Source organism: Mesorhizobium sp. M0306, from assembly GCF_040321655.1.
GTDB lineage: Bacteria > Pseudomonadota > Alphaproteobacteria > Rhizobiales > Rhizobiaceae > Mesorhizobium.
In genome coordinates this window covers 57,268-71,826 of sequence record NZ_JAMYRY010000015.1, presented here as the reverse complement: position 1 = coordinate 71,826, position 14,559 = coordinate 57,268, and the positions used below count along the sequence as shown (strand labels likewise).

The 14,559-nt window shown below is 58.6% G+C and carries 15 protein-coding genes and 1 pseudogene; 5 read left to right on the top strand and 11 right to left on the bottom strand.

Annotated elements, in window-relative coordinates; genetic code table 11:
* Nucleotides 1-161: 161 nt before the first annotated feature.
* Complete coding sequence (locus tag NKI95_RS20470; RefSeq protein WP_352719091.1) at nt 162-1,904, bottom strand: right-handed parallel beta-helix repeat-containing protein; 1,743 nt, start codon at nt 1,902-1,904, stop codon at nt 162-164.
* 474 nt (nt 1,905-2,378) lie between these two features.
* On the opposite strand from NKI95_RS20470, the pseudogene NKI95_RS20465 reads away from it, so the two are divergent.
* Nucleotides 2,379-2,672, top strand: a pseudogene (locus tag NKI95_RS20465) (aminotransferase DegT); the annotation flags it as partial.
* On the opposite strand, the gene NKI95_RS20460 reads toward NKI95_RS20465, so the two are convergent.
* The gene (locus NKI95_RS20460) at nt 2,664-2,870 is read right to left on the bottom strand and encodes an aspartate/glutamate racemase family protein (protein ID WP_352719090.1); all 207 of its coding nucleotides are present in this window, start codon (nt 2,868-2,870) and stop codon (nt 2,664-2,666) included. The pseudogene NKI95_RS20465 and the gene NKI95_RS20460 overlap by 9 nt on opposite strands.
* Before the next feature lie 440 nt (nt 2,871-3,310).
* Here NKI95_RS20460 and NKI95_RS20455 point away from each other — a divergent pair, with 440 nt between their 5' ends.
* Nucleotides 3,311-4,138: a LuxR C-terminal-related transcriptional regulator gene (locus NKI95_RS20455; RefSeq protein ID WP_352719089.1), complete on the top strand. Its 828-nt coding sequence runs from the start codon at nt 3,311-3,313 to the stop codon at nt 4,136-4,138.
* A gap of 327 nt (nt 4,139-4,465) precedes the next feature.
* Nucleotides 4,466-4,726: a hypothetical protein gene (locus tag NKI95_RS20450; RefSeq protein ID WP_352719088.1), complete on the top strand. Its 261-nt coding sequence runs from the start codon at nt 4,466-4,468 to the stop codon at nt 4,724-4,726.
* Nucleotides 4,727-4,800: 74 nt separating this feature from the next.
* On the opposite strand, the gene NKI95_RS20445 is transcribed toward NKI95_RS20450, so the two are convergent.
* From NKI95_RS20445 to NKI95_RS20425, 5 genes are all read right to left on the bottom strand, one after another.
* Entirely contained in the window at nt 4,801-5,559 is a 759-nt protein-coding gene (locus NKI95_RS20445; protein WP_502909217.1) for a helix-turn-helix transcriptional regulator, read from the bottom strand.
* Nucleotides 5,560-5,963: 404 nt separating this feature from the next.
* Nucleotides 5,964-6,293, bottom strand: a complete 330-nt coding sequence (locus NKI95_RS20440; RefSeq protein ID WP_352719087.1) for a hypothetical protein — start codon at nt 6,291-6,293, stop codon at nt 5,964-5,966.
* A 13-nt stretch (nt 6,294-6,306) separates the two neighbouring features.
* On the bottom strand, nt 6,307-6,963 hold the full coding sequence (locus NKI95_RS20435; RefSeq protein ID WP_352719086.1) for a Crp/Fnr family transcriptional regulator: 657 nt from the start codon (nt 6,961-6,963) through the stop codon (nt 6,307-6,309).
* Nucleotides 6,964-7,270: 307 nt separating this feature from the next.
* A complete protein-coding gene (locus NKI95_RS20430) occupies nt 7,271-7,570 on the bottom strand; it encodes a 2Fe-2S iron-sulfur cluster-binding protein (protein WP_352719085.1) in 300 nt (99 codons plus the stop codon).
* A gap of 220 nt (nt 7,571-7,790) precedes the next feature.
* Nucleotides 7,791-8,831: an EscU/YscU/HrcU family type III secretion system export apparatus switch protein gene (locus NKI95_RS20425; protein ID WP_352719084.1), complete on the bottom strand. Its 1,041-nt coding sequence runs from the start codon at nt 8,829-8,831 to the stop codon at nt 7,791-7,793.
* An 84-nt stretch (nt 8,832-8,915) separates the two neighbouring features.
* Here NKI95_RS20425 and NKI95_RS20420 point away from each other — a divergent pair, with 84 nt between their 5' ends.
* Nucleotides 8,916-9,719 carry a tetratricopeptide repeat protein gene (locus tag NKI95_RS20420; protein ID WP_352719083.1) on the top strand — a complete coding sequence of 268 codons (804 nt, stop codon included), beginning with the start codon at nt 8,916-8,918 and terminating at the stop codon, nt 9,717-9,719.
* Nucleotides 9,720-9,802: 83 nt separating this feature from the next.
* On the opposite strand, the gene NKI95_RS20415 is transcribed toward NKI95_RS20420, so the two are convergent.
* The 4 genes from NKI95_RS20415 to NKI95_RS20400 are packed head-to-tail and all read right to left on the bottom strand — an operon-like array spanning nt 9,803 to nt 14,221.
* Entirely contained in the window at nt 9,803-10,252 is a 450-nt protein-coding gene (locus tag NKI95_RS20415) for a hypothetical protein (protein WP_352719082.1), read from the bottom strand.
* A gap of 12 nt (nt 10,253-10,264) precedes the next feature.
* Nucleotides 10,265-11,623: a type II and III secretion system protein family protein gene (locus NKI95_RS20410; protein WP_352719081.1), complete on the bottom strand. Its 1,359-nt coding sequence runs from the start codon at nt 11,621-11,623 to the stop codon at nt 10,265-10,267.
* A gap of 46 nt (nt 11,624-11,669) precedes the next feature.
* Nucleotides 11,670-13,838: a type III secretion system export apparatus subunit SctV gene (gene sctV, locus NKI95_RS20405; protein WP_352719080.1), complete on the bottom strand. Its 2,169-nt coding sequence runs from the start codon at nt 13,836-13,838 to the stop codon at nt 11,670-11,672.
* Nucleotides 13,835-14,221, bottom strand: a complete 387-nt coding sequence (locus NKI95_RS20400; protein WP_352719079.1) for a tetratricopeptide repeat protein — start codon at nt 14,219-14,221, stop codon at nt 13,835-13,837. Before NKI95_RS20400 ends, sctV begins: the two co-directional genes overlap by 4 nt.
* On the opposite strand from NKI95_RS20400, the gene NKI95_RS20395 reads away from it, so the two are divergent.
* A complete protein-coding gene (locus tag NKI95_RS20395) occupies nt 14,205-14,447 on the top strand; it encodes a hypothetical protein (RefSeq protein ID WP_352719078.1) in 243 nt (80 codons plus the stop codon). The genes NKI95_RS20400 and NKI95_RS20395 overlap by 17 nt on opposite strands.
* Nucleotides 14,448-14,559 lie beyond the last annotated feature (112 nt).

The window sequence follows — 14,559 nt, the reverse complement described above, 5'->3', positions numbered from 1 at the left end:
ACATCGGGATGGAACTCCATTGAGCGTGATCTTCTCCGAAACCGGGCTCCCCTTTTTGGTACGCTGACTTTCGGTTCGGGATCACGGCTTTACGGTACTGTGGTCCAGTCCTTGTTGGCCAGGGCTGCCCCTCGCGGGATGTTAGTTCCCCGCGTAGTCCTTCAGGTCACAAAGAACGAGGCTGCGGTGAGCGACAGATGTGGGGAAAGGGTGGCGAACTGTGTTTGAGATGCGCCGCCGGCCCCGTCATTGTCGAACGAGAGAGCCCCGGTTTCACTGTTGTAGATGATATGATCGGAGCTGTCATGCGCGGCTGCACCAACAAAGAAAGCTTTGAACGGAAGCCCTCCCGACTGAAGCCCGGCAAACACGGTATCGCTGAGATGGAACGTATCCTGGGAGCGCTTGAAGTCGGTGATCTTGTCGACATTGCCGGCTCCAAGAGCCGTATTGAACGAGAAGGCATCGTGGCCTCCGTAGCCGGTCAAGACGTCGGCGCCGAGGCCGCCGTTGATGACATTGTTGCCGGCATTGCCCTGGATGGTCTGGGCGAACTCGTTGCCAGTGAGGGCCATTGCCTTTGTGTCTGCCGCGTTGTTGGTGGCGAGAACCTCGATCTCCGAGCCGGCCGAAAGCGCATAGCTCACCGAGGCGAGCACACTGTCGTTGCCGCCGCCCACAGCCTCAACCACCTTCTCGTTGGCATTATCGACATAGTAGGTGTCGTTGCCGCCATAGCCGATCATCGTGTGGCCGCTGGTTCCGTGGAGTATATCGGCGCCGCTGGTGCCGTACAACGTGCCATCGCTGGTGCTGCCGGAAGGAGCGACAGTCCCGGTCCCAGACCCGGTCTCGGTCCCGGTCGTGCCGGTGGTTGTGGGAGTGGCGCTCGCGCCCGTGACAGTGTCGGTCGAGCTATCCCCTGCGTAGTCCCAGGTGAACTGGTTATCGACGTGTGCCACTGGGGTGGCCGTGGGATCCTCGTGCACGTCGGCTACGACCGCCTTTGACGCATCCCAAATGATGTTGTTGGGATTGCCAGGGTTGGTGTAGGTCGAGTTCAGGATGCTGACCCCGCCGGAGCTTACATTCCAGATCAGTCCATTCGACGAGGAAAGCCCGCGGCCTTGATCCTCATTGATACCGTCGAACGACCTCGTGTGATCGAAGGTCACATCGCTCGCGTAGGAAGAGAACGCGCCATTGCCCTGATGGATGGCGTCAACGTGATCCACCCTGCCGCCGGTCGATGCGTTCTCGAACATGACGGCCACGCCGGTCTGAGAGTTGTTACCGTCGATCACCCCATTTGAGATCGTCGTATTCGGGCTGCCGTATACCGAGACGATGTCCTCAGGATGCGAACTGCCGGCGTCGTTGACGGCATAGAAGTCGGTTAGCGAACTATTGCCCGAGTTGTTGAACTGGACGAACTGACCGCGCGGCATTGGGCCATGGAAGTCGTAGCCATCGACGTGCGAAAGACTCGCGCCGGGCGAGTTCAGGAGATAGATGCCAGTCGAGCCTTCCCGCACCGTCGTGTTATGAACGGTCAGGTTCGAGGCGTTTTCTGCGTTGATGTTGTTGATGTTCGGGCTCGTCTCGGGGTCGATTCCCGCCGGGGGGGCGGCGTTGATGACCTCGGTGTTCTCGATCGTGACGCCGTTTGCGCCCGATATCATCACCCCGTCGCCTTCGACGTGATGAATAAGACAATTGCGCAGGATGACATTGTCGTGCGTAATCGTGACCGCGTCCCCGTTGGTGACGTAGATGTCAAGATTTTCAATCACCTGGCCGTCGTACTCCGATTGGACCGGTGTGGTGGTGTAGGTAAGACCCTGCGCCGGCTGCGTGGTTGCCGTCGACGCGGAAGCGGTGGAAATGGGAGCCTCGGTCGTCACTCGGCTGCCTCCGTCGTCGCGCGTGAGTTGTTCAACCCTTCCGAGTGTGTCCACAGTATTTCCTTGTCGGAATTCATCGATCTCATATGTGTTTCTCCAGTTAAATATTAACCATCATAAGTATCTATAAGGACACTCATCGACAAAAAACGATAATCTATCGTCTTAACGAAAATCTGACAATACAACCAGAAATTTCATCTGGAGATATAATGCTAACCTTCATGACCATAATACGGCGTGGATAAGGCTATACTGAGACTCTCCCCGGCGATCGGCACTGCGTTCAAGCTTGCGCCTACGTCCAATTGCAAACGTCGCCTAGTATCTCGGATCACGCGTGACCTTACCCCCGAGGAGCAGGAGACAAGGTCATGCATGCTAGTCGGCCAACACAGCATGAGCGTTACCGACACGGTCCGGCACGGCTCGAAACAGGTGATCTAAGAGGGCTATCCTGAACTCGGCTACAATTACCGCCAGACCGACCTGCACGCTGCCATCGGCGTGAGCAACTGCAACGGCCTCCCGCACTCGTCACGCGGCGTGGGGCAGCTTGCGGCGCAATATGGTGAGCGCCTTCCCGACATCGCCGAACTGGAAACGCCTGCCGAGCCTTGCTGGACTCGCAGCAACTGGCAAAGCTACTGTGTGAAATTCCCCCACTGGTTCGACCAGCGGGTATCTGCCCCCGGAAGGGAAGGGCGCGGGCCTCACACGCGCGAACCAAGCCCGCTTCAAGGCGGACGGGATCATCCATTAATCTGACAACGTCGCTTTGCGTAAGCCGCTCGCCGGTAAGAGAGCCTCGTAACCATATTTGGCCACCCGCTCATGAATAGCCAAGATCAGACCTGGTGTAGTCGTCACGACCGAGAATCGACGACCGTCGCTTGCCGCTTCGATGATTCCTGCCTCGGCGATCCCGGCTACCGGAATGCACGACTTTAGGCGCATCTGGTCCATTCCAGGATCCCCGGCGCCGTGGTTCTGCGCCGTCATTCTGCTAGGTGGATGACCTGATGCACGCCTTGACGCGTCAGATGAATTAAGACGCGAATCGACCAAGCCGTCAATCTTGGCAATCGTATCGAGGTAACCATAGCGGAACGGGCCGTCCCATGTTTTCCTTTCATCGGCCCCGCGGGAAACCAAGCCCGGTAAATCCTCACGGCCGCGCAATCCTTTGCCACGATAGGCTGAGTCGGTGAAACCATGAGCTCGGGTTCTTGACCAAAAAGCCCGGGGCTGAAGATCCGGGATACGCCTCGATGATGCTGCCCTACGCCTAAAGAGGGTATTTTGGTGTACGGTTTTCCTGGCGTAAAGTTAAAAAAGAAACTGTGCGGTTGGCGCGTGGAGCAAATCGACGCGTGTATCCCAATTGCGCCGGGTGAGAAGCGATCATGACAAGGCAATCTTTCATAACCGTGCTTGTCGGGCCGAGCGAGTTACTTCGAGAAGGTCTAAGTCGAATCCTGAATGAAGAAGATTTTTGTATTCTTTTCTCTACGGCTTCTGTTAACGATCTTTTGCAAAAGCCGCTACCGCGTCACCGGTCGATCTTGCTAATCATAGATATCGGCGGTGCTGATGCGGAAGCTGAATTCGCGCAAATTGTTGAGTTTAAGGCGATTTACCCAGCCAGCCATGTCGTTGCGCTAGCTGATCACTGTCGCACGGCCGATATAGTCTCAGCTTTTCGTGCGGGGGCTGACGGGTATCTGACAAAGATCGCTGCTTACGATACCTTCATCAAAGCTCTCGAATTGGTTATGCTTGGGCAAACGGTACTACCTGCGGAAACTTCGATGGTTATTCAAGATATAAGGCAAGCTTCGAAAAATGAACCGACAGCTGAACCGATAACTGATGAGTTACCAAAGGTGGAAGATAAAGTGGAGAGTGGCGATCAAGAAAAGGTAATTTTGTCGAATCGCGAGAACTGTATTCTGCGCCGTTTGATCGAAGGGGAGTCAAACAAAGCCATCGCGCGCGAAATTAACATTGCCGAAGCTACGGTGAAGGTACATGTCAAAGCCATACTTCGAAAGATTCGGGTCCGCAACCGAACACAGGCTGCAGTTTGGGCGATGAATCATGGTATGCTTACTCCACCGTCTGGCAACGGCGCGTCGGGGAACGATACGGTGGTACCTCAGCGTCACCATCGGCATGATCTACTTGAAGCAAAAAATGGATACCTCGTTTTCGACAATCGTCCTCCTATATGACCTGCGACAGATCTTCGTTCTGGCTGGTGCATTCACTTGCCGAAGCCTCGTTCCCGATCAAGAACGCGTGGGCTCAAATCATTCCGGGCGATGGCCGAAGAGGCGCGGTGGAAACCGCATCACAGGGGCGTATCATATGGATCCCGCCAGTGTAACCACGACCCGTCTTAGATCCGGTTGTTTTTTGCCCGTTGTCCTCTGTACTCAACAGCGGTGGATCACGAATTAGATCGCCTCAAACGGTTGAACTCTGTGCGTGATTAATAAAAAAACACAAGGATGACGGATCTTTACTGGCATTTTGAATTTCACGGGATTTTTCATTAAATGGGCCAAACTGTTTCTGGTTTGTCGTTCAGCGAAGCCCGGATCGGAACGGTTGAAGGCGGAGAATCCGGCCTCCTGGTTTGGAAATGCGACCAACTGGTGGCGGTCCTTACCCAGATCGACGAGGAAGCCTACTCCACCAAAGGCAAATGGTTCCTCGAGACAGGATTCGGGCTGCTGAGCGGGCAGCACAAGAATTTCGATACGATCGAGGAGGCCATAAGATGGGTAGGAAGACACACCTTCCCCGAGTCTGCTTAGATAGCAGTTCAGCTGGGGCAAAAGTCGAATACGGCCGCGGGACTCACGCAAGGTGGGCAGTGTTACGATTGGGCTCACTCGTCAGCCAGAGTTCCTTCTGCGAGAAGATCGTTGACCTTGCAGGCGACTTCCGTGCGGTTGGTCGCCTTTAGTTTTTTCATGATATTGCGGATGTGGACCTTCACCGTGCTTTCGCGCAAATTCAGTTCGTAGGCGATCATCTTGTTCGCCTTGCCGCGCCGGAGCGCTTGCGCAACCTCGGCCTGCCTAAGCGTGAACATGCCTGCCAAAGGGTGCGTGTCGCGGCTGCCCGAATCTATCAGGTGCCGCATAGCAAGGACACTGCTCGCCGGCACGAAGATGCCTCCCGCTGCCGCCAGGTTGATAGCCTCGACGCAGACATCGATTCCAACAGAGGTCGGAATGTAACCGCGTGCACCGCATTCGAGAGCGGTCAGTATCTGGGCAAGGTCTTCGGTGTCGGCCAGGACGACCACAGGGACCGATTTGAACTCGCACGAAATATGCCTGATCTCGTCAGCGATGCCACGATCGGTGACCTTCCGACTGCCAAGGTTGAAGAGTATGGCTGCAAGGGGAGGGGCCGAGCTCTTTCTGACGCGCCATTCCTCGATGGAACCCAAGGCGGCGATATCCATGCCGAGTTCGTGGTCCACGAGAGCCGATGCGAGACACTCGCGGTCTAGAGCCCTTCCGTCCAAGATGAGGAGGCATTCCCTGCCTGTCGGCCCGTGGACGATTCCCGTTCCGCCGGACGGGACTTCTGACCGATTGGCCGAATTATGATTGTGCAGTCCTGCCGTGGCACCCATGTCAATACCCGCTCTTTCCCACACAAGCCGCCGTGCGCCGGCCGATGTAGTTTTCCGCATTCTCTAGCATTGAAAGTTTGGTACTGCGCGTTGTGAAAGGTCGAGACTCGATTACCCCATTTGCGTCGTTTTCAGCTCCCTGAGCCCCGGCGAGACCCAACCTGGGTAAGTGTAGGGTTTATTTATAAGCAGTCTCTAACATAGGTTGCTTTTTTCGTAATTTTCAGGGAATCACGCCATGCTGGGCCCAAAGGGCTGCAATCTGCCTGAAGACGCATGCATCGGACCACTTAGCCATCTTCAGCCCAGCAGCCGAACGTGGATCGGCTAGTGCCTGCTGCGATTCAGCGGTAGACCAGAGGGTGACGTTGACACGGTTAGCGCACAGTGCTGATCGCCGTGGCTCAACAATTTAGTTCGAGCCCACCCGATGGGTCTGCCGTAGTAAAGGGCCTCTGCGCATATTTCGGCAGCACGCCGTCCTCGGTGCGATAGGCCGAGTTGCCGCGGTCATGATGATCTCGCCTGCACACTTTGGTCAGCACGAACGGGGTTGCGTTCCGCTCGGCCCAACCTTCGACCGCCTCGAGCCGGATACCGCTGTCTCGAGACATACCAAGCTCTGCCAGGTGTCCCGCGCACGACCAGCCCTCCGTAAATGTCGTCTCGAACTGTTCCGGCGACGGAATGATCGTTTTCAGCGGAAATTTTGATGTCCATGCGCTGGCGTTCAAAGAGAGATAGCCGCTACCTGAGATACTCGCTGTCGAATCCGGCTGTTTCGACCAGCTTCTTGCGGTTGATCACCTCTACATGGCCCGACTTGAAAGAGACGAGATCGGCCTTGCGGAGCTCCCTTAACGTTCGGTTGACGTGAACCGTGGTCATTCCCAGGATGTCGGCCAGTTCATGCTGGGCAAGAGGACACTCATATCTTCCATGGGCCGACAGCCCAACCATGGAGAGCCTCTCCTCCAACTCGAGCAGGAAATGGGCGGTGCGCCTCATCGCGTTCCGCCGCCCGGTATTTATGAGATGTTCGGCAAGGATGGCGTTCAGCCGCGCTAGGGAACAGGCGATCTTCTTCCCGATTTGGCCTTCCGACAGGATGGCCTCGACCAGTTCCTTACTGGAAATTTCATAAGCAGCGAGTTCGGTTAGGGATGCCAGCGACGCAAGACGGGATCCGTCCAAGCCACGGAAACCGACGACGTCCCCCTTTAGGGGAGTGTCTATGATCTGCCGCTCTCCGTCCGGCAGTGCGTGATAAAGTATGGCCCAACCCGATTTTACAATGAATATCTCACTGTTGTCGTCCTCCTGGCGGCATATCACCGAATGGGGTTTATAGATTTTTGCTGTAGCACCGAGAAAATTGTTGTTCCCCCACTCATTCTTCGACAACGTCCCCCCTATGGGATGAGAGCACATGAACTGCAATAGTGTCTGCATGGAGACTCGCAAGTTTGCTTCTGTGTCCACACTACTGACAACAGTATCTCCCGGATAAATCGACAGAACGACCTCTTACCCTAAGGGCGGGTTGGCCTATTGTCCTCGTCTGTTTGAATGAGGTAAACTGCGCTTAGCTTAGGATGTTCAAGGTGGTTAAGTCTCGCGGTTAGGCCGGACAACGGGCTCTGAAACGCTAATCACTTTGCGGTTGCAGGAACGGCTAGGCTGCCTCGATTTTCGTTGCGGTATGTGACAGTTACAGATCAAGCAAAACGTCGCCTTGCGGGCGGCTGCAGCACGCCAGGACGTAGCCTGCCGATTTGTCTTCCGATGTCAGCCCGCCCAGGTCCTCCATGAGGACTTCGCCGGACAGCTTGGCGATCCGGCACGTACCGCAAACTCCCTGCTGGCAAGCGGTGGGGACGTAAACGCCACGTTGGCGCGCAGCTTCCAGCAGGGTTTCCCGCTGGGTGCAATGATAGTGTCGAGACCGCTTCGCGGCCGCCCCGTGGCTTTGCCGCGATAATGTACCCAGAATGCTGTTTTCCGACTCCATAACACCCCGATCGAATGTTGTGCCGATGATTCATCGTTATTCAACCCGAACGAACGCAAGCTGCGGATCGCGCGGCATGGTGCGTCTATCGAAACTCCTCATTGGATCGGCCTGCTCGCCGCCTTGACGCTGACGGATGCGCGACCAGCGGACCGCCGCTTCACTTCCACCAGCCGACAGGGCTAGACTGGCATACAAGGACAATCGCAGGATTTTGGCTTCAAGTGAGCCCGTGCCGGACGAGGTGGCGGACGACCGGGGAAAACATCTGCTGGCCGATATAAGACCCGATGTTCGCATCTTCGAAGATCGTTTGGGCGGTGACGGCATCCTCGACTATGGGGATACCTGCCTCGCGCGCTTGAACCATCATATCTTCGGCCGCACGGCCCTGACCCTTGCCGACAACCGTCGGCACAGGCGTTTCGCCCTTGACGTAGCGCAACGCCACGGCGCGGTCGCCTGACACCAAGACGATGCCCGCGTTTTTCACACCCAGCTTCGCAGGCTGCATCACTGCTTCGCGCCGCTGTCGCTGCTGTTCACGGCGGATCAATGGATCGCCTTCGAGGTCCTTGTGTTCGCGCTTGTATTCGGTTGTCGTCATGCGCATGTCACGTAGGAACAGCCAGCGCTGAATGGGAACATCGACCAAGCCGATGACGAGAAAGGCCAGGGCGGCGGCAATTCCGAGAGGTGTCATCACCGCCTTGATGATCGGCTCCAGGCATGTCTGACCACAGCCTGGCGCGTCGAAGAGAGGCTGTAGCCAGGCAATCAGGATGAATACGAAAAGGCTCGCCAGGAACACCACCTTGACGAGGCCCTTGGCGAACTCGATGACGTTGCGGAGCGACAGGATCTTCTGAAGGCCCTTCGCCGGATTTATGTGATCGAACTGCAGCTTGAGCGGCTCGAACGAGAAGACCGGCCCGAACGTGGCCAGCATGCCGAAGGCTACGGTGAAAACCACAACGATCCCGACTAGCGGCAATGTAGCAAGCATCAGCAATGAGAACGAGTGGTGGATGGCCCGCAGGCTGACTTCCTCGAAGGAGCCGCCGGGCACCGTCACGGTCTCCACGAGTTCCGAAAGATGTTTGAAGAGCAGCGGCCAGCAAAAATAGAGATAGCCAAGCGCTGCGAAAAGAGTGAAGCCGGAAACCAGGTCGCGGCTTTGCGAAACCTGGCCCTTGCGGCGGGCGTCACGAAGCTTCTTATCGGACGCCGGTAGTTTCTTTTCCTCAGCTTCTTCGGCCATGTTGCAATCTTACCGCACTATCGTGGTTCCAGTCGGCCGATGCCCTGTGTAAGGTGGGACGGGCTTGAATACGGAGAGGTGGATTTGCGGTTGCGTGTCGTATTCCTGCCGGTCGTCGTCGCGCTGGCGCTGAGCGGTTGCCAGACGACCAAAACCGGCTCGGTGCAGGCCAAGGCACAAGGACCATCGTCTCAATCCGAGCGCCTGATCAAACTTGCCGACGATATTGATGCGCGTGGAGAAAGTGATACGGCCATCGCGCTCTACCAGCGCGCAGCAGCAATGCCGGACGCCAGGGCGAGCGCGTTCGTCAAGACGGGCGATGCTTACATGCGGGCGGGCTATCCCGCCGACGCCGCCAAAGCTTATCGGGCCGCGCTCGCCAAAGCTCCCAATGACGGCGGAGCAATGCTTGGGCTTGGCTCGGCGATGATAGAGGCAGGCGATATCGATGCAGGCATGCGCGCGCTTGCGCAGGCAGCGCCGCTGGTCAACACCAGCAGCGCCTACAATCGATTGGGCGTTGCGCAGACTTTCGCCGGGCAGACAGGACAGGCGCAGGAGACTTTCGGCCAGGCGTTGAGACTTGCGCCGGGCGATCTTGACGTCGAGACCAACATGGCATTGGCGGCTGCGCTTGAGGACAATTCCGCCGCGGCGCTGCCGCTGGTGCAGAAAATTGCCGCGGCCCCCAACGCGCAATTGCACCACAAGCGCAACATTGTGGTGGTGTACGGGCTTCTTGGCCAGGCCGACCAGGTCAAGGCCTCGCCGCCAATCGGCCTGACGACCAAGGAGGTCGCCACCCTGCTTGCCCGCGCAAGAACCATCCGGCTGAAGGGCAGCACTCAGGCCAAAGCGAAGGCGCTCGGCTCCATCCTCGGCTAGCGAATCGGGCCGGAGGGCCTGAAGCGGCCTTCCGCCAAGCGCGACGCGCAGAGTGACACTACGCGGGCGAATATTGCGCCGGCTCACTCGACTGGGAGCGTTGTTTGCGGCACCGACGGCGCGCTGTTGGCGCCGCCTATCGGAGCCTCCTCGCCATCTAGGTAGCGACGGGCCGCGCGCGCGGTCGGTGCGGCCGCTGCCGGGCCCATGCGGCGGCCTTCTACGAGATCACGCTGGCTTTCGGACATACGCTGAAGATTGAAGGCATTGGCGCAACCGGGCGGCAAATGGGAGCCGACGCTGGAGACCATCGTCAGGTTCGTCTTGGCAGCAGAGTTGTCGTCGTCGGCTGGCTCGGCCAGACAGGCATCGGGAGCAAGAACTGAGCCGCCGACACCTTTCTCGGAGCCGCCTGCATCCGTCGAAACATAGTTATAGCCGGGCGAATAATCCTGCCGCGATTGCGGGCTGTTCGCGCAGCCGGCCAGGACCAGCGCTGGAATAACGCAGAAAAATCCGATGGGGGATGTCATATCCGGTCCTCGTTACTTGATGATCAGACCCGTCGCCGACGCGTCATTGGCGTGCTTGCGGCTGCGGTGCTTGGCTGCCGGACGGTCAAGCGGCGTGGCGAGGCTGTCGCGCACCGGTTCCACCAGATAGGGCGTGATCAAAATGACCAGTTCGGTCTCTTCGTGCTGGAAACGCTGTGATTGAAAAAGCGGGCCAAGCACCGGTACATCGCCGAGCACCGGAAACTTTTCCAGATTGCGCGAAGTCCGCTGCTGGAAAAGGCCGGCAATCGCAAATGTCTGACCGCTCGCCACTTCGACCGTGGTGTCGGCCTTGCGCACGACGAAACTCGGCATGGCGAAGCCGTTGGCGCTTACGGATCCGGTCTCAGATAACGAACTGACTTCCGGCTGGACATGGAGCGCGATGCGATTGCGGCCGATCAGCGTCGGGGTAAAGCCGAGGGACACGCCGAAGGGCTTGTATTGGACGGTGACGACGTCGGTTCCTTGCGGGATTGGAACCGGAATTTCGCCACCGGCGAGAAAGCTTGCAGTCTGACCGGTCATGGCCGTCAGGTTCGGTTCGGCCAGTATCTTGACGATGCCGTTGCGTTGCAGGGCTTCGATCAGAATGTCGAAGTTCAGGCCATGCGCCTGGTCCATGCTCAAACCGAAATTCCCGTTGCCCGAGGGCACACCGTTGTCCTGGAACATGTTGAATTCGAAGCCGCCGCTCCTGTAGCCGACGGACCAGTCGACGCCGTAGGACTGCAGTTCCGTGCGCGAGACTTCGGCGAAGCGAACCCGGATGTTGACTTGCTGTGAGCCCTGCACGGTCATGTTGTTCAGCGGCGGCTGTTCCGGCGGCGAGAAGGTCCGGGCGACATTGTCCAGATCCGTTGCCTCATCGACGCCTCGCGCCTCGCCTGTTGCAACGATACGGGTTCCGAAAATGTGGAGATTTGTCGCCGAGCTCGGCTGCATTGCTTGCTTGGCCTCGGTAGCAGGCGTGACATCGGGGGTGACGCGGAACTGGGCTGTTGCCTCAATCCGTTCATCGGCCGTGATCGCAATTAGGTTGGTCAGGCCGGGTTTGAGCCCGAACACGTAGACCATGCTCGGCGACACGACCTGAAGGTCCGCGATCGTGGTGTCGGCAATCAGCACGGATTCGACCGGTTCATTGAACCGCAACAAGCGTCCTTGTCCGACCGGCAAGCCGACCGTTGGTTTGCTCGGCAACGGTGATATGTTCTGTGCCGTCGCATCGGCTAGTGTGAGCAGCAACGCCAGCAGGACGCCAATAGTCGCGATAGCCAACCGGCCTAAATCTGCCCGCCGGGCGAAAGCGGCTGATCCTACGTCTGCCGCGGTGTTGTGGGTGGTCATTGCCATTTCTCTCCTGAATCCCCAATGTCCGTCCGTCCGGCTGGCGTCAGGAGGGCGCCTCCTGCGCGGCGTTCGCCTGAGCCGACGGGAGCGAATGGGAGACGACGCGCGCGCCGGCTTTGCCGGGGCGGCCAGCGATCGTGGCCAGCGGCTGGACATTGAATTCGTGTGCGAGTTCCTGGAAGGACAGGACAGGAAGCTCGATGGCATTATGTGCGAGCAGGCTGCGCATGTGACGGCGCACATCCATCGCGGCGAGGACGACCGGCGAAACATCGGTGGCGTTCTGCGACCGGGCTCGCTCGATTTCGGTGACCAAAGCCTGCGCATCATCGTTCGACAGGTTCAGGAAGGTGCCGGTCGATGTGCTTTGCACCGCGTTTCGCAGGATATCTTCGGCCGAACGCTGCAGCACATAGGCCGCGATGATGTTGTTGCGGCCGGCGAAGCGGAAGCTGATCTGGCGCTTCAAGGATGTACGGACATATTCCGTCAGCAAGGGGACGTCCTGTTCGCGTTGGCCCCATTCGATGAGTGCCTCGAGGATAAGGCGCAGATTGCGGATCGGGACGTTTTCGGCGACGAGCCGGCGAAGCACTTCGGCGATCTTCTGGAGCGGCACGGTCTCCTGCGCCTGCCTGACCAGATCCGCATAATCCGGTTCCATCTCCGAGAGCAGTCTGCGTGTCTCCTGAATCCCGACGAAATGGCCGGCATAAAGGCGAAGTGCATGGCCGGTCCATTTGGCCGCTATTTGCACCGGCGTTGAGAAGACAAAGCCGGCCTCGTTCAGTGCTGACAGGTAGCCGTCATCGGCCCATACGAATTTGCGCAGACCGGCAATCGGAGAACCTTTTTCGTAAGGTATTTCGAGCAGATCGAGATGCGTGGTGTCCGCTTCGACAAGAACACGGTTGGCAGGAATTTCAGCACCCAGGATGGGCGCACCTTCCAGATCGACGCGGACGCTTCGTTGCGAAAGCATCTCGTCGACCTGCATGCCGATGGCCGGAACGTCGACACCGAGATCACCGAAGAGCTCACGGCGCACGCCGTCGGCGAGCGCGGCAAATTCGGCCTCCGGGACCAAGCGAGCGAGCTCGGTTCCGAAGCGCACCACGACGCGGTAGGATGGAGACAGTGTTGCGGTGGAGATTGCCGAAAGCGACGCGGAATCCCCTCGCTGTGCAGGCGAGGCGGTAAGGCCGATGTCTTGAGGCCCGGACTCCTGGGCGGTGCGGCGATTGATTGCATAGGCGCCGGTGCCGCAGCAGGCACCAAGGACCAGGAACATGATGGAGGGGAAGCCTGGCACCATGGCAAGGCCGACCATGATCACGGCTGCGAGTGCGAGCGCGCGGGAGTCGCGCAGCAGTTGGCTGGTTATTTGCTGGCCAAGATCGCCCGTTCCATCCGCGCTGCCGACGCGCGTCACCATTGTACCGGCGGCCACAGCAACGAGCAGTGCCGGTATCTGCGCCACCAGGCCATCGCCCACGGTGAGCAACGTGTAGGTCGCAGCCGCGTCGCCAAGCGACATGTCATGCTGCAGCGTGCCGACTGCGAAACCACCGATCAAGTTGACCAAAATGATCACAATGCCTGCAATCACGTCTCCCTTGACGAATTTCATGGCGCCGTCCATTGCGCCAAACAGCTGGCTCTCGCGCTCCAGTTGCTGGCGCAGGTGGCGTGCCTCCGCCTGGTCGATGTCGCCGTTGCGCAGCTCGGCATCGATGCTCATCTGCTTGCCCGGCAGCGCATCGAGCGTGAAGCGCGCGGCCACCTCGGCGACGCGTTCGGCGCCCCGCGCAACAACGATGAACTGTGCAACCGTGATGATCAGGAAGATGACGAGGCCTACGGCAATGCTGCCGCCAACGACGAAGGTGCCGAAGGCGGTAATGATCTCGCCTGCGTCGGCCTGGAGTAGGATGAGTCGCGTGGTCGTGATCGTGATCGCCAGCCGGAACAAAGTCGCGATTAGGATGACCGACGGCAGTGACGAAAACTGGAGCGGATGAGAAACGTAGAATGAGGCCAGCAGAATAAGCACGCTGATGGCGATGTTTGCGGTGATGAGACCGTCGACAAGAAACGTCGGCAATGGAATGAGCATCATTACCACGGCGACGAGCATCAGAATGGCGATGACCAGATCACTGCGGCGTGACAGCCTGGCAAGGAATTGCATCAGGCGTTCCGAGACGGTCATCGGACGCCTCGTTGCGACAGGAAGCTAAGCAAGGTACTGCGCGCCTCCGTCTTTCGCCCGGCCACGAGCAAGGCGCGGCTCTTCAGTAATGTAAGCACCGGATGATCCATTCCTTCCAAGGTCTCCAGCCTGGCAATCGTGGCAAGCGCCTTTTCCGCCTCGCCATCGAGTATGAGAAGGTGGGCCAACGTTCTGAGGACGCCGGCATTTCCCGGCGAGAGCTGTGCAGCAATGAGCAGGTAGGCCGCGCCCCGCTTTGCGTGCCCGTGGCACCCGTAGAGATAGCCCAGGACATGCAAAAGATGCACGGTGTCACGCGGATCGGTCAGAGTTTGATCCTTCCTGCATGCGACCAAGCAGATCGCGATGACGCTCGATTTCATCCTCCATCAGCGTTCTGGCGAGCGTCTTGAGTTGCTCCCCGCCCTCAAGGGTTGGGACCAGGTGCGTTACGAGGTGCTGGAGAATAGGCACGGAGCGCCGCAGGATAGCTGGTTCGGGAATATTGGGCATGACGAAATTGGCGAGGATCTCGTCGAGCGACTCGCCGGCCGCACCTTGAGAAGCCTGGAATTCCGCCGTTTCCGGCCCTTCTGCACCAGCGGCTGATCTCGCCCCCTGAGCACCGTTGGCTGCTTTGCCGACCCCATTTGTCCGTCGCCGGCTGATGGCCTGGCCACGCACATTTTCCGCCTGCCGCCCGTCGCGGCCCGCCGTGTCA